Raw genomic sequence first — 21,275 nt, 5'->3', positions numbered from 1 at the left:
TTATCATTTTTATTTAACTTTATTTCTACTCAAAGACGTATTGACAAATTTTACTTACTTTTAACTTGTGGCAAATGATATATGATATGTGTCGCGTCCTTGTGCCTTTGCTTTGTACAATGCTCGATCGGCAGCAATGATGAGCTTTTCCTGCAAACACTCCACTGTGGGAATCAAACTAGCAATCCCCATACTAAGTGTCACATAAGTACTAGCTGTAGAAGCTGCATGGGGAATCGCTAGCTTAGCAACTTGCTGTCGAATCTGCTGTGCTATGTAAATAGCTCCTTCCACATCAGTATCGGGTAGCAGTACAGCAAATTCTTCTCCACCATAGCGAGCTACTAAATCTCCCGGACGTTTGCACGTAGAAGCGATCGCTTTGGCGACTTCTTTAAGACAACTATCACCTGCTACATGACCGTAGCAATCGTTATATAACTTAAAATAATCAATATCGCAGAGAATTAAAGCCAAGCAAGCTTGTCTGCGTTGAAGCCTTTGCCATTCCCGTTCGAGTGCTTCATCAAAGCAGCGACGGTTGTTTACTTGTGTTAACCCATCCAGGGTAGCCAAACGCTGTAGTTCCTGATTCGTGCGTATCAAAGCTTCTTCTGTTTGCTTTCGTTGTATAAATTCAGCCAGTTCAATCGCAACAGCATTGACCAATTGCACTAACTTCGGATCGTAAGGTAATGGCGATCGCCTGAAAAAAACCAAAACAGCAAGCACTCGCTCCTGCAACACAATGGGCACACCAAAAGCCGCTTTCAACCCAGCACGAATTGCGGCTTCCGTCCGCAGAAAAACAGGCGCTTGTTTTTGTGAAACATCTTCAATCCACTCCAATCGCTGAGTGACCCAAACCCGACCCAGCAATCCGACACCATCAGTAAAGGTTATGTTTAATCTCGCCTGATGAAATTGCTGGAGTGATAGATCGTGCATTGGATCGTGACACGTTTGACTCAGTTGTAAAGTAGTGGTACGGTCATCTAAAATCCAAGCTTCGCCGTAGTCCCAGTTAATAGCTTGACGTACTTTACACACAAGGATTGACAAAGCATGGTTGAAATCAGATGCTTGATGAACTGCATGAATTGTGGTTAATAACAGTTGAGTTGCTGCTTCAGCTTGCCTTCGCTCTTGAATCTCCTTTTGCAACCTCCGATTGTGTTCCTTAAGTTGTTGCCTTTGCTGTTGAATTTTAAGTTGATAGCGAATCCGGAGCGAAACTTCTTCTGCTAGGAATGGTTTGGTAATGTAGTCTTCACCTCCAACCTCAAAGGCTTTGATTTTATCTATTGCTTCATCCAAAGCACTTAAGAAGATAATGGGAATTTCACGAGTTTGGGGAGATGCTTTTAACTGCATACAAACAGCATACCCGTTTATCCCTGGCATTTTAATGTCCAGTAAAATGAGATCGGGCGGTTCTAAGAAAATTGCTTTTAACGCGACTTCACCACTTATTGCTTTCCGAACTTTGTACCCTTCTTGACTAAGAATAGTAGAGAGTAGAGCAAGGTTATCAATATTGTCATCAACAATCAATATATTTGCATCATTTTTTAGGGCTTCTGTACCCTCCAGAACAGCCAGGTTTGCATTACTATTAAATTCCTGGTTTTGAATGAACATTGCAGTCAGAGCAAAGGTGTTACTCTAAAGAAAGAGTTAAGGTTGCACCATCTTAACATCATTCTTAAAAAACACCTTAGTCATCACAATTAAAATTAGCTAATTAGCATTGTCATTGGTAAGGATTTAGACTATACCTGTAACCGTTGATGTCGGTTTTTACTTTCGCTTACTTACTTTTAATGTCAATTGTAACAGTTGCTGACATTCCGGGAGTTAACCGCGATTCAAAACCGCGAATGCTTTCAGGTTCAAACACTATCTTGACAGGTATTCTTTGCTCATCCAAATTTTTTGTCGATAATGGTGTGTTACTCTCTTGTGGCAAAGGAGTAAATCTACCAAAAGAAGTGGGAGACATACTCTCTACCGTACCACGAAATTTGTGACTGGGAAAAGCTGTCATCTTGATATCCACTTTTTGACCGGGCTGTATTTTTTCTAACTGTGTTTCCTTAAAGTTAGCCACAATCCAAGGATTGGGTTGCACAACTGTAATTAAGGTTTGTCCCGGCTGTACCTGCTGTCCTATTTGAACGTTTTTGTTACCTACTTTTCCAGGCAGAAGGGCAGTAATCTTAGTGTAGGATAGCTCAAGTTGTGCTTTTTTTAACTCAGCTTCTTTTTGCGCGATCGCAGCGAGTGCTGTTTTGTACTTTTGCTCTTCAATTTCTTTTTGTGGGTTAGCGGGTGTCAACTGCGAGACTTTCTGTATGCGTTCTGGTTGTTTGACTTGTTGTTTCTTGTTAGTTGAGTTAACCGCCTGTGCTCCTTTTTTTGCAGGTTTTGTTGCGACGGGTTCGGGTATTTTAATTGTGTTCATTGCCACAGCTTTCATATTTTCCCGTACCTGGGAAGCTTGTTGTTTGGCTAACTCTAAAGACGCTTTTGCTTGAGACAAAGAGACTTCATAGTCACGGGAATCGAGTTTTACCAATACCGATCCGGGGGATACCATTTGATTATCATTTGCAGCAATTTCAGTAACTATGCCTGATATACGTGATGTGACAGGTTGAATATTTGCCGTGATAAAAGCGTTGTCAGTGACTTGATATTTTTGAGCAAACTGCCACGAACGGTAGGCGTACATTCCAGAAGCGATCGCTCCGGTCCCTAACAACACGCCAATTGTCACTTTAGGGAACATATGGCTCGTGGAGGACGAGGCAGATTTTTTGTGATGAGTTTTTGTCTGAGCAGAATTGGTAGCGATCGCCTCTTGCTGCGACACTAGAGTTGTTTGTTCGTTGAGTCCTGTCACTTGCTGGGTTTGTTGTGAAGAATTTAGGCTTTCCATTAGCAACCTTTGTCTAAGCAACGATAGCGGTTTTTTTAACCAGATTTATAAGTAGTAACAATCGTCAGTATCTCAGTAGTCAGAGATGAAGCGATTGTTGTCCGCTTTCAGGACGTGCTCAGTACTTCACTTGTTCCAAAAATACCCAATTCACTTTTGTCCTGAGTTTTAAGTCCGCAATTCACAGACAACACGCAATGTGTTTTTCTCGGATCTATTTTGCTAAATTTATGTCAAACGGAAATATACCTACACAAGGTACTATCTAAATTAATACAGTTAATGTTAACGTCCAAGCAAACCTCAATGTAGGTTCGATTTTGCGCTTTGCTCAACCCAACCTACTCAAATAATTTATCGTCACCACAACAAGTCATGAAGATTAAATTACCGATTAAATATTTATTTGTCCTTGGAGTGACTCTTGGCTTGATAATAGTTAGCCAACTTGTAGTCACACAAACGAGCGTAGCGTGGACTCTGCCAGTAGCACAAACCTATATTGAAGGTACAAACATTACTGGTACTTTATTTTTCATAGAGCGAAAAGATGGATCTGTACAAATTAAAGGTGAGATCCAAGGAGATCCAGCTGTACTGACGCCCGGTTTGCATGGACTTCACATTCATTCCGCAGGCACGTGCGATCTAAATGCCCAACCTGCTTTCAGCACTAGTGGCGGACACTTTGACCCCGGTCCTTTTGGTTCGGAACTTCCCGTGGAAGCAAACCACCCGTACCATTTAGGTGATTTGCCAAACCTAGTAGTAGATGAAAACGGTTATGCAAAATACAATGTAGTAACCAGTCGCGTAACCCTACGTGAAAGCCCTGTCAGTGTGTTTGACGATAATGGCAGTGCAATTATTATTCACCAATTGCAGGATTTACAACAAGCTGGGGCGCAAGCAGCACAAGCAGGTGGAGGACGGATAGCCTGTGGAGTGATAACATTTAATACTTAAATCTCTGATATTTACCACCTCGTTCCCAGGCTCTGCCTGGGAATGCCTTACTAGAGGCTCCGCCTCGCTCTTTGCATTCCCAGGTAGAACGAGAGTGGGGAGTCTGTCCATCTGCCCATCAGAATTAATGTGGCGAACCATTAGCCAAATGCCCAAAATTTAGGATCGATAGAGTATTTTTCCAAGCCGTAAAATTTAATACTTTACAAAAGTTGATTTCTAGAAAAAATTATCATAAGTTTCATATTGTAACACAAACACTTCACGCAAAGCTATAATATCCATATAGCTGATATTGATGTGTAAGTGATTTTAGTTTTCGATTGTCATAAAGTAAAAAATCATACAAATATTATTTTGGTATACGTAATTAAGAAAAAATATATATACAGTGGTTCTCTTTGATTCCTAAACTTACAACTTACTTGCGTTTGTCCTCTTATCAGTAGGGGTTATACCGTATGTTTGCTGTTATGCGGCATAGCCCTGTTGACAAAAATCGGAAATTCTAGGGTGTAAAGGGAGTACCATATAAAGCTTTTGCTAGACAATTGCGTATTCAAACATCTATTAAAATTCTTCTATCTTATGAAAGAGATATCACAAAATAGCAATCTACTTTCTTGACTATTTTAACTAATATAGTTATTTAATACGATTATTTATACATTGCTCAACGCTGATATTTTTAATTATAAATCGTTTATATTTTACTCAGGTAACTATTTTGATTTTAGTAGAAGAAATGTCTAAACCTACAATTGGAGAACTAGAAAGAGAAATAACAAATCGCCTCCGCTCCTTTTACAATAAGGAGCTAGGACATCATCCAGGTAGAATCATATGTCAATTTTTTGATACGGAATTAGCAATTTCTATAGAAAATTCCGTAACCCGTACCGAACAAGTTTTAAATAGAGCAGGTTGCGATCTTTTAGCCGAACAGGTGCGAATAAATTTAAACAAAATTATCAGTCCTCAAATCAAAATTTTAATTGAAGAAGTCATTAAGAAATCTGTTATTGATTTAATAAGTAACACAAGCTTAGCCACAGGACGCACTGGTATTTTAGTTGTTTTAGAAGAGTTACCAGAAGTACGGAATCGTGAGTGTATTCCTAAAGCGAATTAGAGAATTTCAAGTGAGTAAAATAGCAATTTATAGCTACTTTTAACTCGTGAAGATGGAAAGGTTTACTAATATAGCGATCGGCACCTGCAAAAAGCAGACTATTTCCATCTTGTTCTCTTATTGAAGTTATCATTCCAAGAATAGGAATTGGCATCGTTCTCTCATTGTGCTTCAAGTAATGAATGACTTGAAATCCACTCAAATCTGCTAGATCGGGATCTAGTAAAATTAAGTCTGGTTGATGTGTTTGTGCCAAGATTAAAGCCTTTATTCCTTGTTTTGCACAAATGCATGGCAACTTCAGTATCTTACAGTAAGAGTTTAGCAGTTCTAAATAGTGTAGATTTTGCTCTACAACCAAAACTAATGGCTGTCTATCCATAGATAAATGTTGCCTTTGAAAAGACTATACATCAATACTTAATTCACTAAAAAACTTTTTAGTGAATCTGTTCTTTGAGAATGATGTACGAGGCTCCTTTCAAGCGGCTGTGAGCGGCTAAATTATAGATAGACTCGCCTGTGACTCACTAGGTACTGTATCTGCGCTAATTTTTAGGGAAGAATGCAGCAGACTAGTGGCAGCATCAAGCAAATATAATTATCTTAAACAGACAATTAGTCAAGAGGTTATTGAAAAATTTTTTTCCAACGGGTTAGGGATGGGGAGTAGGGAAGAGGGATTTTCATTCTTGAGAGTGAAATTTTTTCATCGTGACTGTCTTTCCCCTGCAAAAGTCCATACATAACAACTTATCTTTCGCCGTCTCTCCAATAAGGTACGCCCAAAGCAGCAGGAGGAGTAGATCTGTTCTTTTTTCCCATTAGGGCAAAAAGCGCGATCGCATAGGGCAGCATAATTAAAAACTGATAGGGAAGGTTTGCACCTAATGCTTGAATTCGTAACTGTAAAGCCTCAGTTGCGCCAAATAACAAACAAGCTAAAGCCGTTCCTATAGGATTCCAGCGACCAAAGATAAGTGCTGCAATGGCAATAAAACCTTTGCCTGCGCTCATTCCTTCAGCAAAGTATTTGACTTGCACTAAACTTAAGTAAGCACCACCTAACCCCACCAGACAACCACTGGTTATAACAGCCAAGTAACGTACTCGTTGTACTGAAACTCCCGATGTATCAGCAGCACTGGGGTATTCGCCAACTGCTCGTAAGGTTAAACCGGAGCTAGTGTGAAACAGTATATATGTACTTAAAAAAACTAAGAGAAACAGTAAGTAGACGAGAACATCTTGTCGGAACAGCAAAGCTCCTATAACTGGAATATCTGCAAGAAGGGGAACCCTTATTGGGTTAATTCCTGCAATACCTTGAGCATTTCCACCACCAAATACCAATCGAGACAGAAATGACGTTAAACCAGCAGCAACCAGATTGATTGCGAGTCCAGAAACTAACTGATTCACGTATAAAGTCACAGATAAAAAAGCATGAAGTAATCCCGTCAATCCTCCAATACAGATAGCAGCAATCACACCAATCCAGACATTACCAGTGTAAAAAGTTGCAGCTGCACTCGTAAAAGCACCAATCAACAACATTCCTTCCAAAGCAATATTCAGTACCCCCGCTCTTTCTGAGAACAGCCCTCCCAGCGCCGCAAATGCAAGAGGTACTGAAAGGCGGAGGCTAGACACTAGATAATCGGAAAAGAAGTTAATCATTTTGTTAATTGCTAATTGCTAATTGCTAATTGCTAATTGCTAATTGTCAGTTTTCTATTAGCCATTAGCCATTAGCCATTAGCCATTAGCTCTGATTTTTCCTTCTACTGCCAGACTAACAGCAATAAACAGCACGGTCAAACCTTGAATGACATAAACCACTGTTACGGGTACTCCTGCACTACGCTGCATCACATTCGCACCACTCCTGAGAGCACCAAAGAAGAGAGAAGCGAACACAACACCTGTTACACTCCCACGACTGAGGAAGGCTATGGCGATCGCATCAAATCCATAACCAGGGGAAACAACTTCATACAGGCGATATTTTGCTCCCATCACCTCAATTGCACCTGCTAACCCAGCCAAACCACCCGCTAGTGCCATAACTAGCATAATTGTGCGTTCTACAGAAATACCACTGTAACGGGAAGCAACAGGATTAAATCCCACAGCAGCAATTTGATAGCCAAACGGTGAGAGTACTAACAATACCCAGACAATCCCTGCAACTAGTAACGCTAGTAAAATTCCTGCATGAGCAAGACTGTCTGGTAAAATTATGGGTAAATAAGCAGACCGAGCAATTTCTGGCGAATAGGGGCTGGGTGCGTTGGGTGCTTTTAGGGGATTTTGTACGAGATAACTAATAAAGTTAAAAGCAATGTAGTTCAACAGCAAAGTCGAGATAACTTCATTCACTCCTTGCACGGCTTTAAGATAACCCGGTATCCAACCCCAAACTGCCGCAAACAAAAACCCAGAACTCAGTGCTAAAGGAATATGAATCCATGAAGGTAATCCTGTAACGTACAACCCTACTAAAGCACTTCCTAAAGCACCAAGATAAATTTGCCCTTCTCCACCAATATTAAACTGACCGGCACGTAGAGCTACTAACACCCCCAAACTTGTTAACAGTAATGGTGCCATTTTGGTGAGGGTGTTGCCAAAGCCAAAGTATGTTGTGACAGACTCCTGAAACAAAGCCGTGTAAGCAGCAATAGGATTTGCTCCAGCAATGAGAATAAGAATTGCACCAACAAGCAATGCTGCGGCGATCGCGATTACAGGGGATAAAATGAGTCGTTTGTCATTTGTCATTGGTCATTTGTCATTGGTCATTTGTCATTAGCCATTAGCAATTAGCCATTAGCAATTGGTCATTTGTCATTTGTCATTGGTAAGACGGATAATTGATGTTGAACTTGCGGGATTTCCTCAGCAGTTAAAGTTACCACTTTACCATCCTGCATGATACTAATCGATTGACCTAACTTACGGTGTCTTTCAATCGCTTCAGCAATTGCTGCTTTGACTCCAGCATCAATTTTTCTATGCAGAGTTTTCATTTCTTCTTCGTTCATGTTATGCCTCCGTAATCTGGTTCCAAATTTCATTTTCGTATATTATGGGCAGTTGATTAATAATACGTTCACCCACTAGTCTGGGGAGCGAACTAGAGTTATCGTAAACCATCCAACCATCACACAAGGGCAAGTACAAGGAAACTAGATTTTTCCGTCCTCGCTCGTAGCGCCTGCGAATGACATCTTCTGGAATAGAATGTCCACCACTAGCAATTCGTCTCGCTACTCGTTCTACTGCTAAATCAGGGCTTGGCAGCCAGAAATAAATTAGGTTAATCGTGTAACCCTTTGCTCTACAATTAGCAATAAATGATGCAAAAGTTTTTGCTGCAAGAGTCGTTTCAAAAGCAAAATCACTGCCTGATTCTGACAGCGATCGCAATCTTTGAATCATCAACCTTCCTGCTTCAATAGCCATGGATTCTGAATTGAGAGGTGAAAGCCCAACTGCAATAGAATCTGCATTCACATACTCAAAACACTCCAGAAAATTTGGTAATAAGTTCATTGCAACAGTAGTTTTTCCCGAACCATTTGCACCACCTATAACGTATAGACTCGGCATATCTCCTTCCGTTCTTTGTGACGTATACCAAGTTAAGCTCCATACATCTTACTCTCTGCCTTGTCCCCCTTGTCCCTTGTCCCCTTGTCCCCTTGTCCTTATGCCCCTCTTGCCCCCTCCCATTGAAAAACCCATTTCTCGCTGCAGTGGCAGTTCCTGTGATCAAAATAGCAACAAAACTCACCTCCATACATCACCGCAATGCGATCGCTCATTGCCATGACTTCCTCTAACTCAGTGGAGATATACAAAATAGCAGCACCGCGATCGCGTTGGGCTAACAATCGTTGTTGTACTGCTTCGGTTGCACCCACATCCAGCCCCCGTGTTGGTTGCATCGCTACAATGAACATTGGTTCCCGTGCAAGTTCCCTTGCTAGTACAACTTTTTGTTGATTTCCCCCTGAAAGCTGGCTGACTTTGACGGCTTCGCTATTTGCTCGGATATCAAACTCTTGCATAGCAGACTTGGCATGATTCTTTATCGCTTTACCCTGTAACAAAAAGCGACGACAGAAGGGCAATTTCCTAAAAGCTTTCAAAATGAGATTTTCGGCAATATTAAACTGCAATACCAAACCCATTTTCTGCCTATCTTCTGGAATATACCCTACAATCCTTTGTGACAAAGAATCTGAACTGAACGCAATTTTTCCCTGCATCAGAGTTCGCAAACCAGTCAATGCATCAGCCAATTCTCGCTGTCCATTACCATCTACCCCTGCAATTCCCAAAACTTCCCCTGCACGCAGTTCAAATGAGACATTCCGAACCGCGATCGCACCTCGGTCATCTTTAACACATAATCCTTGTGCTGACAATACAACCTTCCCTGGTATTGCAGCTAATTTTTCTAACTTTAGAGCCACCTCACGCCCAACCATCAATTCAGCTAATTCTTGGGCGGTTATCTCTTGAGTAGTTGTATTCGCGACTACTTTTCCCCGACGCAACACCGTGACTGTATCGCACAAGCTCATAACCTCATCCAGCTTGTGACTGATAAAAATAATGATGTGTCCCCTCACTGCTAGCTGTCGCAGAGTCGCCATTAAAGATTCTACTTCCGAGGGTATTAAGACTGCTGTAGGTTCATCAAGAATTAATAGTTTTGCGTTACGATAGAGAACTTTGAGAATTTCAACTCGCTGCTGCACTCCCACTGGTAAACTTCCCACTTTAGCAGTTGGATCGACTTCCAACCCGTAAGTTTGGGACAGAACTGCTATTTCTTGCTGTTTTTGACGTAAATTGAGACGCCAGCTATTTGATGTCCCCAAAATGATGTTTTCTGTAACGGTTAACTGCGGAACTAGCATGAAGTGTTGATGAATCATGCCAATACCCAGTTGAATAGCTGCACTAGGAGAGGTAACTTTGACCGATTTTCCCTGCAAATATATCTGTCCGGCATCCGGTTGATAACAACCACTGATAATATTCATTAACGTAGTCTTGCCTGCGCCATTTTCACCCAAGATGGCGTGAATTGTTCCAGATTCAACACTAAAGCTAATGTTTTCATTAGCTACGAATGAGCCAAAGCTTTTGGTAATTTTTTCCAAGCACAAGTACGGCATCTTTACACTTTATCAATACAAGTCATCTTAATTACAAGATTGCACAAGTTTGTTACAAATTAGAACACTGAAGGGGAACTCCGAACTAAAATGCATGATTTTTTCCAATTATGAGAAATTTTGCCTTGCAAAGCAAATTTCACAATTTTCGAGCATGACTAGTGGTTCATTTAGGAGCAGTCAAGCCATCTCGTTCCCAGGCTCCGCCTGGGAACGAGATGACAGCCGATCGAAATCATTGTGGTGGACTACTAGTATCTTTTATCTTGAAAAATATCAGTATTCATCCTCAGTCCAGTGTCCGAATCTTGAACCATAATGCTAAATACTGATTTCAACTATATGAATTCTTTCAATTCAAGAAATTAGCAAAATATAGAATTTATCTTTCGGAAAAATTTTTACCGAATTAGACACGTAGTTCCTATTTACATTTGTCTTGATTTTTTATGTTTTTCAATTTATTAATAAATTCCCTAGGAGAAATTGCAGCACTTAGCGCTGCTTCAATTTGGGCATGCACTGCTATTGTTGATAACGGGTTGGGTCAAAAAATTTCTCCCTGGAAAATGACCATACTTAAAGGGTCTATTGGAATTGTCGCTATTACCTTAACTTTACTTTGGCAAGGCATGAGTTTCCCAATTTTAAATCCTGTTAGTATAGGGTTTTTGTTGTTAAGCGGTGTGATAGGCATTTGTTTCGGCGATACTTGTTATTTTCAATCACTTTACTGTCTTGGTCCCAGACGGACTTTGCTTTTACAAACATTAACTTCTCCTTTCTCTGCTTTATTGGCATTTACTTACTTGCATGAAAGCCTCAGTCTCATTAACTGGTTGGGTATGGGAGTAACTCTTGTTGGAGTCGCTTGGGTCATAAGTGAACAGAGTTCTGAACAGAGTCATAACAAACGATCTCCCCAATTGCAAACAGGAATTATATACGGTGTTTTAGCATCTGTAGCACAGGCTATTGGAGCGGTTCTATCCAGGGCTGCTTTAACTCAAACGAGTATCAATCCTTTATGGAGTACTGTATTGCGGCTAAGTGCAGGAGTTGCAGTACTGTTACTGTGGTATTTTCTACAAAAAAGAAAGCATTCCCCGCGCAGACAACAGCAAAAGATGTTCAGTGGATTACCAATGGGTACAGTTGTTGTAAGTGCTTTTTTTGGAACCTTTGTGGGTGGTTGCTTGCAACAAACTGCCTTCAAGTACACGGCGACAGGAGTGGCGCAAGCACTCTGTGCTACAAGCCCCGCCTTTATTCTCCCAATTGCTATGTGGATGGGTGAGAAAGTCAGTTACCGTGCTATTCAAGGCGTTCTCATTGCCTATGCGGGAATTGGGTTATTATTGGGACACGTATAATGAAGAAAAGATAAAGGATAAAGGATGAAAGATAAATTTTTTCATCCTTCCTGTTTGGTGTAACCCTTAGTTTTTGGGGATTCTTGCATTTTCTAAGCTTCACACTTTATTTTTTAGGGGAAAAAATAGTTGGTCTTTTTCCGGAATGGTTATGCCATGAGTAGTAGACACTATTAGATATGCAACTTATACCGAAACCTTATAACACTTATATAACGAACAGAAGGGGACTTACCCCCAATCGAAAGCCCAGTCATAATAGACTGGGTTTTTGGCATAATATCAAGAGAAGTCATGTTGGGTTTCGTTCCTCAACCCAACCTACGTATATTATAAATCTCGTTCCGAATCACAATATTATGAATACTGGCTCTAAGTCCAATAAAGAATTTTGGCTTTTGGAAAACGCCGTTGAATCTCATTTTCAAAATAGCGGCGCAAAGTCTTCATTGTGTCAGCGTCATAAACATACTTTGTTCCACCAAATTTATTTCGTTTAACACTGCGCTTTTCCTCGTCCATGTCTAGCTTTGATTGGGGATACCAAGTTTGTAAAACTTCCTTTGATCCTGGTGTAAAGCGGTGCGAAATCAGTTCAAAAGTGAGGTCACAATCAAAATCTAACGCTTCACTTATCTGGTTAAACAAGCGATCGTAAGAAGACTGCCAATCGTCTAGAAGCATAATTGGCGCAATGACCAAACCTACGGGATAACCGCCACCACCTCGCTCTTGTGGTAATGCTAACTTTCGCAATGCCATAAGTCGTAATGGTACTGATGCAGTCCCACCTTCAAATCGACCAGAAACAGGGGCAGCATTTACACTCATGCGAAAGCGAGTATGACCGTTATGTGGTATTTCAAGAAGTTCATCCACCGCATCAAACTTAGATACACACCGTAAATAGGCGCGTTCGCGAGTCCCAAAATAGCGAATGCATTCAGCAAGACTACCTGTGAGATGTTCAATACCCAAGGGATCGGTATAACAGCTTGCTTCATAAGAAGTTGCTTTACCTGGTTGCTCGTATGCTGCCAAATTCTCTAATATTTGAGGTAGGTTAGCAAACACGCGAATCACTGGTGGACCTTGCAAGCTTCCTGCTAAATAGCAGTACTGACAGTGCGCCGGACAACCTTCTGCAATGTGAAATTGCCAATCAGCTGATGGAGGAATGGGGCTAAGCTTGAAGGAACTAGGCGGAGCAGTCACAACCGCAAGAGTACGCTTAGCGATATCATAAGTTTCACGTTCGGATTCACCACGCAAACCCGTAAGGCGATTTCGCGGTAACTCTTCAATGGGTAAGTTGTAAGACTGCAGTCGTTTGAGAATTTGCTGTCCCCAGCGTTCATCAAGAGCGGCAGGTGTAAACAACACTCGTTCTGGCATCCATAATTTCGGTTCTCGCACAGAAGGTGCTTTTGGTGTTGAGATAGTATTTGCTATCATTTCAATGAGGGAGTAGGGAATAGGGAGTAGGGAATAGGGGGAAAAATAGAATATTATTGCGAGCGAATTAATGAAGAGTTTTGAATAATAGTTTTCTTGCTGACATATCTCTATTGTAAAGGAGGAAAAATTAATTTTATTTCTATATTTAGTACGGTTTACCCCAATTAGAAGTAGTGGTTTTATGTTGTAAATGGTCATTGGTCACTGTACGGTATCTAACGCGTATCAACTACTGCGCCATTCCATCAACAATAGAGCTTTATCACCACCCGTCACCTTGAATCCAAGACCCTCGTAAAACGCTCTGCCTGGATTGACTCTTATCACATTTAACTTGACTGGAATTCCTCTTTTAGCAGCTTGTTCCAATACATTGCCAACAAGCTGACTGCCAAAACCTTGCCTTTGATAAGCAGGCAAAATAGCCAGATAAGTAATAAACAATTCGTTTGGTTCTTCCGTACTTAGTGGGCTAAATTATCAATAAGCTTCGTATCTGAACCTGATTGTATGGGATTTCAATGCGGTGATTAAGTGCTTTATGGATCGATCTAGCTTAGATAATGCTTAAAAAGCTGACTACACAAAGCTGTCAAAAAAGTTTTAGATGAAATTAGCCCACTAAGTACGGAAGAACCATCTTCTCGCATTTCATTGAACTGGAATTCTTCTTTCCATCCCCATGTTTGTTCAATATAGGAATAAAAAACTTGCCGATGTAAGTCGTAGATAAAGTTGAAGTCTGAAGCTGTTGTTCTTCGGGTTTTAAGGTAACTCATAACGATACTGATTTTGAAGTAATACTAAATCCGTGTCTTGTGCCCCCTTTATAACTTAGTCCAAACCGCAGCGGTGAGTAAGCGCGCTCGTCCCTTCGGGTTTCCCGAGTGTGTACAGGACAAAAACTGCACATCCTTAGTATCGATTCCTTGACTCCTTCAAACGCAAGCATTTGTATAGTTTGATAGTGCCAAAGTGATGAAACTTCCTTCACAAGGTTACTTCTAGGGTTCTATCCCTATCAAATCTCCTTAATGTTAGCCTTAGCTGCTTAAGCTATCATGTGGGGAATACATCATCAAAAAGCTTCCATTCAAGGTCACTTAGTCCTTCAAAACGCCCAGCCATAAACAAATACATCCTTCTTGTACAGGAAGAGATTACCATATTTTGGCATTAGTGGGATAGGTTCGTATAAGGTAGGGTATGCAATGCCAATCAAAGTCAAAAGGTGGGCAATGCCCACCCTACTTTACCTAAAACTTTTTACAAATCAAAAAATTTATACGGTGATTTTCGTACCGTCAAACTTGGTAAATGTGAAGCCGTCAAATCTTTCATTGAAACCTAGCCTTTCATCTCTAAGGATGCTGATAGCAACTTCTTCTCCCAAAGCTAAGCCAGCTGCAATATCAGAACGCCAGTGGATACCAGCAAGAGAACGACCAAAAGTATAATTAACTGCGAACTTGTTCAACTCGCCACCTACTGTGAGTGGTACTCCTCTGTAAGGAATCACTTTTGTAGGATCGTTGGGATCGGGTACCACAGGATTGGGAATAACAAAGTCCTCTTCAAAGAACGCTTTCAACAGTGTGACTGAGACACCAGCAGTAGAAGCAGAACCAGCAGTGTAGGCGGAATGAAACGGTGCTCCTTCTGGGTATGCATGGGGTAATAAATAGGTACCAAAGGTGTTAAAACTCTCAGCTAAAGCTCTGGAATTTAATAACTCAGAATGAATTGGGTAATCAATTTTGTTGATGAGCTTATTGTAGACTAAACCACCATAGGCTTCTGGTCGCAAACGACGATGTAAGTAAAACTTACCCCAATAAGAGGCTCTGATTGCCCGCGAAGGAGCTAGGAGGAGCAAGGCTTGGAAGTGCGCTGCTGCAAATGTAGCAGCTGAACCCACTTGAGTTCTGGAGTTGATATAGGGGTTGCTTGGATTCAAGGGTGCGCCAATACCACCGAGAGTCGCCAGGACTCCATAGAATAGAGCACCATTAATACGTCCGTACTCAACAATGTCGCGTATACTGGAAATGTAACGGCGCGTTGGATCGAATCTAATAGATTTGCCTGAACTGCCTCCATTCTGGACTGTCAACCACTCGTTGTAATCGGTCAGGAACTCATTGCCAGGAAGAGCAGTACGAATTAGGGGAGAAATAAACTGAGTGTTTAAAGGAATATCTAGTAACGAAAACTGTGAAACGAAAGGACCCTCTGTTACACCAGGTGGGACAACGTATTTTGTTGTTTTGCCTGATGGATCGTTTTTGTCAACATAGTTGACACTAGCACGAAACAGGGTTTGAGGGGTAATAACGCCATTGTCTTTTGGACCTCGAAATGCTGACAGTTTGTTGAGGTCTTCAATTGCTGCTAAGATTTTCGGATTGTCAGTGTCATTTTGGAACTCTCTAAGAGGAACTTCTCGCAGTAAAGCAGCCCAGTAGAGCTCAACTGCCTCAGCCGCTTGTTCCGCACTATCCAAAGTTGGTGGGACTGGGGTCGCTACTTGAGCTGCATTGATTCCTTCAAGGCTGATTGCTAAAGGTCCTTGAGGATTCACTAATTTTCTTCCACCACCTAAAATAATATTTTCAAAGTCGTCTGGATTTTGCGTTGTTAATGCTTTAATGAAAGAATTATAAGCTTCAATTTGGACTTCACCTCTTTCATCGTGGGGCAATCCTCTAGTATCAGTTGCGATTTTGTTAGGATAACGTTCTTCATCTCCATTAGTCGGATGTGGCGGAACAGAGGTCTCTAGCAAATTTTTGGCTGCTTCAACACGTACTTGATAGGCTTTCTGAACAAAATTGCCATAGTTGAAGGTTCTGACACGCTTGCCTTGTTCTTGTGCAAAGACAATATTTCCTTTCTTCACTGATGAGAAAAGAGGAGCCATAACTCCACCCACAACACCAGTCGCAGTTATTACGCTAACGCGACCTAGAAATGAGCGTCTACTAAGTTGACTCAACAGTGAACGTTTACTGCCTTGTTTATCCGTATTCTGACTAGAATTCATTTTTTCTCTTCTTGAATTGTGTTGGAAAGTCTTATTGGAAGTAGATTCGTATGCCCTAAACTATTCCAATGCTCTCGAGTAAATCAGTTTCAATCGTGGTTTTCACGCACAGATTGAATTTGCTTCATCCTTTTTAAGGATTGCATAAGTATTATTACTTTCTCTCAACAATGGCGCAATAAAAGCCACTATTTCTCAAAAGCTTACCTCAAAAATATTGTAAGTCGATGGGTTAACCGTATCTTTTATTTGTTAAATCAGAATATCCCATAAAAAGATATCAAAAGCAAGCTATTTTTGTGAAACTGTGAGATACACTTAGGGCGGGCATTGCCTACCACAAGCATAATATGGCGGGCTGTCTTCCCTACTTACAGTACTTAAAGATTGCTATAGTGTAGTATAAAGCAAGGGTGCAATTGATATAAGTCACAATACAATAGAAAGAACCTTACCCCCCTTAATCCCCCCTTATAAAGGGGGGAAACAGGAAATTTAGTTTCCTCCTTAATCCATCGGGGAGGTTAGGAGGGGTAAAAATAATGTGCGGCTTCATAGAAGATTGGTATGAGTTAAGATTATAAAACTCACAAGTTTGTGCTCTTGCTGTTTTGAAGATATGTAAACGTGAGTTCTTTGCAAAGAAACTGGGTTTCTAAGAAAATCTGAAAATCTTACTTGTCAATCATAAAAAGGAAAACATGACTCAACCATCACCTCATGCTTCTGTTCAATCGGCAAATCTTTCATTCGATCGCGTCTCTGATATTTACGACTCAACACGAGGACTACCTCCTGGTATCTCCGAACAAATTACTGAAACTATTCTCAAAATAGTTTCACCTACACCAGATACTCAATTCTTTGAAACGGGTATTGGTACTGGCAGAATTGCTTTACCCATTATCCAAAAAGGCTATTCTTATACAGGTATAGATATTTCCGAGAAAATGCTAGATGAGTTACGTAGCAAGCTACAAGGCATCAATCATCGAGCCACATTGTATGCTAGCGATGCAACTAACTTACCGTTTAGCGAACGCTCCTTTGATGTTGCTATTACGGTACACGTATTCCATCTCATTGCTAATTGGCAAAAGGCACTAGCAGAAATCCGACGAGTGTTAAAACCAGGAGGAATTTACCTTTACAGTCACGGGCGCATGAATACTGCAACTGATATCACTCCAGCTCAGTTGGATTTTGAGGAACATTGGCGAAATATCCTTGCTAGCTATGGTCATCAAGTCACGCGCTTTGGTGCAACGGAAGACGAAGTCTTGGCAGCCCTACGCGAACAGGGTGCAACCTTAGAAACAGTTATACCAGCTCAATGGAGAGTTGATTTAACAGTAGGAGAATTGCTCAATCGTTATGAAAACAGGATTTATAGTGCTTCTTGGTATATTCCAGAAGACATTTTTCCCCGTGCTATTCAAGATTTACAAGAGTGGTCTAAACAGCGTTTTGGCTCCCTAGACTACGATTTATCCCACGAAGCTAAGTCTAAATTTACTGTAGTCCGTTGGACATAAATTGAAAGGTAAAAATCCCCGACTTCGCAAGAATTATCGGGGATCTTATAGCTCATGAGAAGGCGATCAACTTTGGTTATATTGAAAGGTAGTTGCTATCCCCTAAGTAATTAACTATATGAGATGAACGTTTATGCAGGAAGCAACACTTTGTCAATGACATGGATAACACCGTTATCAGCAGCAACATCAGGTGTTGTAACTGTTGCGTCATTCACCTTGACGCCACCATTAGAAGCATCAATTTTCACGGACGATCCTTCAACAGTAGTCGCTGAAGTTAAGTTAACTACCTCAGATGCAGTCACTTTGCCGGGAACAACGTGATACGTCAAGATTTGTGTGAGCTTTGGAATGTCTTGAAGTAATCCGTCTACCGTACCTTCTGGAAGCTTAGCAAAAGCTTCATCTGTAGGCGCAAAAACAGTGAATGGACCAGCGCCTTTTAGTGTATCTACTAAATTGGCAGCTTTAACTGCAGCAACTAGAGTGTTAAAAGAACCAGCATTAACAGCAGTATCAACGATGTCAGCCATGTGTTTCACCTGTTTTCTTGAATCTGTTAAATACTGTAACATTATGGAACTCAAAAATATACAGTAAATCGATAGAATTATAGTAAATATTTTTTATACACTCACTTAGTCATTTAAATTTATAAATCTATCCTCAGTATGTTGAACTAACTTGCATTGACTAAAAAGGTAACTATTTATACTTTGTACAAGCAAGATTCAGTAGGTTGGGTTGAACGAAGTGAAACCCAACAAAGACAAGATTTTTGAGTGTTGGGTTTCGTTCCTCAACCCAACCTACACATAAATTCACTAAAGGATACGCTAAAACTCTTACAAATGACCAATGACACTTTAATTTATGTTCAACTGAAAACCGCCATATTAAGGTTTCTGACCAACATGAATGACTTTCAACTGTGATGAAGCACTGTTAGTTGGTGCAGATGTATTAGTGTTATTAGACTCGTCCGAAAATTTACAACCCGCTCTGAGTCAAGCTTTGGATAGCGTTGACTGTTAAGCAGTTCCAACGTAAGAATCAGTCTTGGAGATAGTTACTGATAGCAACTATGTGTAAAAATATTGATAGCTAATTCATCACCTGCCTCAGGTTTACGAAGTTGGTGAAGATGGCAAAATTAAGGCACCAATTCTCAGCCTAACCAATCCACAAATGGTAAGAATTACCTCCTCGTAAACTCGAGAATTCAGTGGAAATCTTTGGCGTGCAATCTGGAAAATTTTGACGATTCTAATTACGTGTTCAACAAAGATGCGCTCACCGGAAAACTCTTTGTTTTCTGCTTTTTGATTGGCCGTTAATTCTGCTGTTCGTGGCTTCTTATGAGGGGTAATAATATTCTCACCTTTTTGATACGCCTTATCCCCTGCAAACATTTGCTCGGCTTCAAACTTTTCTTGTTGCTCCCGAAACAAATTAATATCACTTTTTGGTCCCTTTTCGCCTACCTCTACATCGACAATATCTTTTCCTTCTGGTAGGATAATAAATTGGTTTTTAAATGTGTGTTGTTTCTTCTTACCCGAAAAATACTCTTTCTGTTCCTGATTGTCGCTAGGCCTTTCCCGTGGCTGTTCCATACTGTCCACGATTAACTGAAATTCTTTCAAAAGTTCTTTTGTGATCGCTTGCTGTAGCTTTGCAATGGTTTTGGGATAGCCGCTACCAAGAGAAATTTCAACTTGCTCGCTCCACTCGTGATAAGTTGGAAAACGACCTAAGCGAGCCAATAAGCTAGCTCTCACTTCATATAATGCGATCGCTAACTGCACTTGTTTGCCATATTCGATTTCTTGCTCGCGGGTTAGCAAAGGAATCCGGCTAATTTGCTGCAAATATGCAGTCATGGTGTTGGTGGGAGCCTGAGTCATAGTACTATAGTTCAATGAAGGGTTGTTTTTAAGTCTTGATGTTCTAGTCGGCAAGGACGAGCCAATTAGCTGGCGTTTAATTTCGGAATAAAAAGACATACAAAAAAGTTTGACAATGATAAAACGTTCTCAATGAAAAAGTAGTCATACCATGTTTGAATGAACATGATATGACTCGCAGTCGTCTTTGTATCGCGGCTATTATTAGTTTTTCTTTTTACTTTGATTTTGACCAGTTAAGATAGCCCAGATAAGCTATGACTTAGAGATAACTCTTTCAACTCGACGCGATCGCGTTCACGGAAGACCCCTAAGCCCGCAACCCCCAACCCAGCGGAACCGAGTCCGTAATTAAAGTAAGTCGGCAGGTTATAGAGGTTTCTGGTGGAGAACAGATTGTCATATTCGATGTTCGTAACTCGAACACGTTTCACAAAGACTTTAGATTGTCCAAAGTCGATGGTGTGATTTGTTCCCCAGCCTGTGCTCAACTCATTCCACTCACTATTGTCAAACAGAGAATGCAATTGTGCATTATCCAACTGAGCGATTTGTGAACTGAGCTTGAAGTATCTCTTCTTTCTAAGTTCTATATGATTCTTAGCCATTTTTCCCCATCCAACCACAGCATGAGAAACCACGTAAATACGATGCAACCAATTGCAATAGAAAGTATTAACTCAATTTGTGGGTTACTTATTTAACCTAAATTTTAGGAGAGCGATCGCACCTACAGTTAATGCATACGTAATTCTTTTTTGGCGATCGCCCTTGGGAAACACTTTTTGGTTTACTGACTTTGGTTCCATTTTTGCTGATTCATCCTTGCTCAAATGTCCTTTTTGACTTTATATGTCTATTTTTATTCTGTATTGTCTTGTTTGTCTCAGTAATTTCCATATTGTGACAGTTGGAGTGCGGAAGGTGGGCTTTCTGGCGAAACTCGTCGCCTGAAACCCCCATAAATTCGTTCTCAGAATTTCACTTTATGTGCAAATCCACATATTGATGTATGTTAGAACACATTAAACATTAATAATTGTTTTTGGAATGAAATGCTATATTCCTAAACATGTTTTTCTTTAGATAGAGATGACTAGTACTGACCAAATTACTCAACTATGTGAAAAATTCGGATACACGCTTGAGTATTTAACTACTGAAAATAAACAATTACTTAGAGCCGTTTTAGCTAACTATGTAATCATTTTATCTAAATATAAAGCTCTTTCTCTTACAAAAGCAATGTTAGAAACTGAAAACATGATTTCTCAGATAACTTCTAAATGCTCAAGGAATACAAACTCTATATCTGTAGCTATTGGTATCTTGGAAGGCATTGAAATAGATACTGCTGAAGGATTGATAGATATTCTTACCAAATTGATTAAAGATGATAGTGTTAAGATTCCTAATTCTAGGAATAAGTGAATAGCCATCAACTTGAGGCAAAACTATGTAGCTAATTAAAATATTTCGATCTCTCTTAACATCTTAGCAATCAAAGTCCTGCTACCAGTCCTAATATCAGCGCTAGCTATGTGCGAATCTCTAAAGGCGAAACCATTTCAACTGAGGTGGATGCGACTGCTCAATGATTTTATGCGAGCGAAGGAAGCGGTTCTATAGAAACGGAATTTGGTCCACTGGCTTGGTCTGAAGGGGATGTTTTTACCCTCCCAGCCACCTTTAAAGTTACTCATAAAGCGACTACAGACAGCG

General features: G+C 40.5%; 19 protein-coding genes and 1 pseudogene. 5 read left to right on the top strand and 15 right to left on the bottom strand.

Going from position 1 to position 21,275, the window contains the following annotated elements; all coding sequences use genetic code 11:
- Positions 1-60 precede the first annotated feature (60 nt).
- Positions 61-1,641: a diguanylate cyclase gene (locus tag F7734_RS18540; RefSeq protein WP_155746064.1), complete on the bottom strand. Its 1,581-nt coding sequence runs from the start codon at positions 1,639-1,641 to the stop codon at positions 61-63.
- 169 nt (positions 1,642-1,810) lie between these two features.
- Positions 1,811-2,941, bottom strand: a complete 1,131-nt coding sequence (locus F7734_RS18535; RefSeq protein WP_155746063.1) for an HlyD family secretion protein — start codon at positions 2,939-2,941, stop codon at positions 1,811-1,813.
- 375 nt (positions 2,942-3,316) lie between these two features.
- Here F7734_RS18535 and F7734_RS18530 point away from each other — a divergent pair, with 375 nt between their 5' ends.
- Positions 3,317-3,907: a superoxide dismutase family protein gene (locus F7734_RS18530; RefSeq protein ID WP_155746062.1), complete on the top strand. Its 591-nt coding sequence runs from the start codon at positions 3,317-3,319 to the stop codon at positions 3,905-3,907.
- Between the two features lie 745 nt (positions 3,908-4,652).
- The gene (locus F7734_RS18525; protein WP_155746061.1) at positions 4,653-5,039 is read left to right on the top strand and encodes a DUF2294 domain-containing protein; all 387 of its coding nucleotides are present in this window, start codon (positions 4,653-4,655) and stop codon (positions 5,037-5,039) included.
- Here the strand turns inward: F7734_RS18525 and F7734_RS18520 are convergent.
- From F7734_RS18520 to F7734_RS18495, 6 genes and pseudogenes are all read right to left on the bottom strand, one after another.
- Positions 5,026-5,421: a response regulator gene (locus tag F7734_RS18520; RefSeq protein WP_155746060.1), complete on the bottom strand. Its 396-nt coding sequence runs from the start codon at positions 5,419-5,421 to the stop codon at positions 5,026-5,028. The two genes, F7734_RS18525 and F7734_RS18520, sit on opposite strands and share 14 nt — an antisense overlap.
- A gap of 371 nt (positions 5,422-5,792) precedes the next feature.
- Positions 5,793-6,719: an ABC transporter permease gene (locus F7734_RS18515; RefSeq protein WP_155746059.1), complete on the bottom strand. Its 927-nt coding sequence runs from the start codon at positions 6,717-6,719 to the stop codon at positions 5,793-5,795.
- Positions 6,720-6,797: 78 nt separating this feature from the next.
- Positions 6,798-7,823, bottom strand: coding sequence for an ABC transporter permease (locus tag F7734_RS18510; protein ID WP_155746058.1), 1,026 nt, complete (start codon positions 7,821-7,823; stop codon positions 6,798-6,800).
- Between the two features lie 59 nt (positions 7,824-7,882).
- A complete protein-coding gene (locus F7734_RS18505; protein WP_155746057.1) occupies positions 7,883-8,086 on the bottom strand; it encodes a hypothetical protein in 204 nt (67 codons plus the stop codon).
- Position 8,087: 1 nt separating this feature from the next.
- Positions 8,088-8,660, bottom strand: a pseudogene (locus tag F7734_RS18500) (zeta toxin family protein); the annotation flags it as partial.
- 92 nt (positions 8,661-8,752) lie between these two features.
- Positions 8,753-10,234 (bottom strand): ABC transporter ATP-binding protein, encoded by a 1,482-nt coding sequence (locus tag F7734_RS18495; RefSeq protein WP_243146954.1) that lies wholly within the window; start codon positions 10,232-10,234, stop codon positions 8,753-8,755.
- A 449-nt stretch (positions 10,235-10,683) separates the two neighbouring features.
- On the opposite strand from F7734_RS18495, the gene F7734_RS18485 reads away from it, so the two are divergent.
- Positions 10,684-11,607, top strand: coding sequence for a DMT family transporter (locus F7734_RS18485; RefSeq protein ID WP_155746054.1), 924 nt, complete (start codon positions 10,684-10,686; stop codon positions 11,605-11,607).
- A gap of 372 nt (positions 11,608-11,979) precedes the next feature.
- Here the strand turns inward: F7734_RS18485 and F7734_RS18480 are convergent, their stop codons facing one another.
- The 4 genes from F7734_RS18480 to F7734_RS18465 form a co-directional block, all read right to left on the bottom strand.
- Positions 11,980-13,062, bottom strand: a complete 1,083-nt coding sequence (locus F7734_RS18480; RefSeq protein WP_155746053.1) for a spore photoproduct lyase family protein — start codon at positions 13,060-13,062, stop codon at positions 11,980-11,982.
- A gap of 228 nt (positions 13,063-13,290) precedes the next feature.
- Complete coding sequence (locus F7734_RS18475) at positions 13,291-13,509, bottom strand: GNAT family N-acetyltransferase (protein WP_155746052.1); 219 nt, start codon at positions 13,507-13,509, stop codon at positions 13,291-13,293.
- Between the two features lie 107 nt (positions 13,510-13,616).
- Positions 13,617-13,844: a hypothetical protein gene (locus tag F7734_RS18470; protein WP_155746051.1), complete on the bottom strand. Its 228-nt coding sequence runs from the start codon at positions 13,842-13,844 to the stop codon at positions 13,617-13,619.
- Between the two features lie 503 nt (positions 13,845-14,347).
- Positions 14,348-16,108, bottom strand: coding sequence for a vanadium-dependent haloperoxidase (locus F7734_RS18465; protein ID WP_155746050.1), 1,761 nt, complete (start codon positions 16,106-16,108; stop codon positions 14,348-14,350).
- 701 nt (positions 16,109-16,809) lie between these two features.
- Here F7734_RS18465 and F7734_RS18460 point away from each other — a divergent pair.
- Entirely contained in the window at positions 16,810-17,643 is an 834-nt protein-coding gene (locus F7734_RS18460; RefSeq protein ID WP_155746049.1) for a class I SAM-dependent methyltransferase, read from the top strand.
- Positions 17,644-17,774: 131 nt separating this feature from the next.
- On the opposite strand, the gene F7734_RS18455 is transcribed toward F7734_RS18460, so the two are convergent.
- The 3 genes from F7734_RS18455 to F7734_RS18445 form a co-directional block, all read right to left on the bottom strand.
- On the bottom strand, positions 17,775-18,179 hold the full coding sequence (locus F7734_RS18455) for a fasciclin domain-containing protein (RefSeq protein WP_155746048.1): 405 nt from the start codon (positions 18,177-18,179) through the stop codon (positions 17,775-17,777).
- Between the two features lie 594 nt (positions 18,180-18,773).
- Positions 18,774-19,553 carry a transposase family protein gene (locus tag F7734_RS18450; RefSeq protein ID WP_166481986.1) on the bottom strand — a complete coding sequence of 260 codons (780 nt, stop codon included), beginning with the start codon at positions 19,551-19,553 and terminating at the stop codon, positions 18,774-18,776.
- Between the two features lie 236 nt (positions 19,554-19,789).
- Positions 19,790-20,161, bottom strand: coding sequence for a hypothetical protein (locus F7734_RS18445; protein ID WP_243146953.1), 372 nt, complete (start codon positions 20,159-20,161; stop codon positions 19,790-19,792).
- Between the two features lie 484 nt (positions 20,162-20,645).
- Between F7734_RS18445 and F7734_RS18440 the strand changes: the two genes are divergently transcribed.
- Positions 20,646-20,984, top strand: coding sequence for a hypothetical protein (locus F7734_RS18440; protein ID WP_155746046.1), 339 nt, complete (start codon positions 20,646-20,648; stop codon positions 20,982-20,984).
- Positions 20,985-21,275 lie beyond the last annotated feature (291 nt).

The organism is Scytonema sp. UIC 10036 (assembly GCF_009725235.1).
This window is presented reverse-complemented; position numbering and strand designations above follow the sequence as displayed.

What these genes read in the sequence shown, in the direction of transcription:
- F7734_RS18540 (WP_155746064.1), bottom strand. Translation starts at nt 1,641, where the DNA reads ATGTTCATTCAAAACCAGGAATTTAATAGTAATGCAAACCTGGCTGTT.
- F7734_RS18535 (WP_155746063.1), bottom strand. Translation starts at nt 2,941, where the DNA reads ATGGAAAGCCTAAATTCTTCACAACAAACCCAGCAAGTGACAGGACTC.
- F7734_RS18530 (WP_155746062.1), top strand. Translation starts at nt 3,317, where the DNA reads ATGAAGATTAAATTACCGATTAAATATTTATTTGTCCTTGGAGTGACT.
- F7734_RS18525 (WP_155746061.1), top strand. Translation starts at nt 4,653, where the DNA reads ATGTCTAAACCTACAATTGGAGAACTAGAAAGAGAAATAACAAATCGC.
- F7734_RS18520 (WP_155746060.1), bottom strand. Translation starts at nt 5,421, where the DNA reads ATGGATAGACAGCCATTAGTTTTGGTTGTAGAGCAAAATCTACACTAT.
- F7734_RS18515 (WP_155746059.1), bottom strand. Translation starts at nt 6,719, where the DNA reads ATGATTAACTTCTTTTCCGATTATCTAGTGTCTAGCCTCCGCCTTTCA.
- F7734_RS18510 (WP_155746058.1), bottom strand. Translation starts at nt 7,823, where the DNA reads ATGACAAATGACAAACGACTCATTTTATCCCCTGTAATCGCGATCGCC.
- F7734_RS18505 (WP_155746057.1), bottom strand. Translation starts at nt 8,086, where the DNA reads ATGAACGAAGAAGAAATGAAAACTCTGCATAGAAAAATTGATGCTGGA.
- F7734_RS18495 (WP_243146954.1), bottom strand. Translation starts at nt 10,234, where the DNA reads ATGCCGTACTTGTGCTTGGAAAAAATTACCAAAAGCTTTGGCTCATTC.
- F7734_RS18485 (WP_155746054.1), top strand. Translation starts at nt 10,684, where the DNA reads ATGTTTTTCAATTTATTAATAAATTCCCTAGGAGAAATTGCAGCACTT.
- F7734_RS18480 (WP_155746053.1), bottom strand. Translation starts at nt 13,062, where the DNA reads ATGATAGCAAATACTATCTCAACACCAAAAGCACCTTCTGTGCGAGAA.
- F7734_RS18470 (WP_155746051.1), bottom strand. Translation starts at nt 13,844, where the DNA reads ATGAGTTACCTTAAAACCCGAAGAACAACAGCTTCAGACTTCAACTTT.
- F7734_RS18465 (WP_155746050.1), bottom strand. Translation starts at nt 16,108, where the DNA reads ATGAATTCTAGTCAGAATACGGATAAACAAGGCAGTAAACGTTCACTG.
- F7734_RS18460 (WP_155746049.1), top strand. Translation starts at nt 16,810, where the DNA reads ATGACTCAACCATCACCTCATGCTTCTGTTCAATCGGCAAATCTTTCA.
- F7734_RS18455 (WP_155746048.1), bottom strand. Translation starts at nt 18,179, where the DNA reads ATGGCTGACATCGTTGATACTGCTGTTAATGCTGGTTCTTTTAACACT.
- F7734_RS18450 (WP_166481986.1), bottom strand. Translation starts at nt 19,553, where the DNA reads ATGACTCAGGCTCCCACCAACACCATGACTGCATATTTGCAGCAAATT.
- F7734_RS18445 (WP_243146953.1), bottom strand. Translation starts at nt 20,161, where the DNA reads ATGGCTAAGAATCATATAGAACTTAGAAAGAAGAGATACTTCAAGCTC.
- F7734_RS18440 (WP_155746046.1), top strand. Translation starts at nt 20,646, where the DNA reads ATGACTAGTACTGACCAAATTACTCAACTATGTGAAAAATTCGGATAC.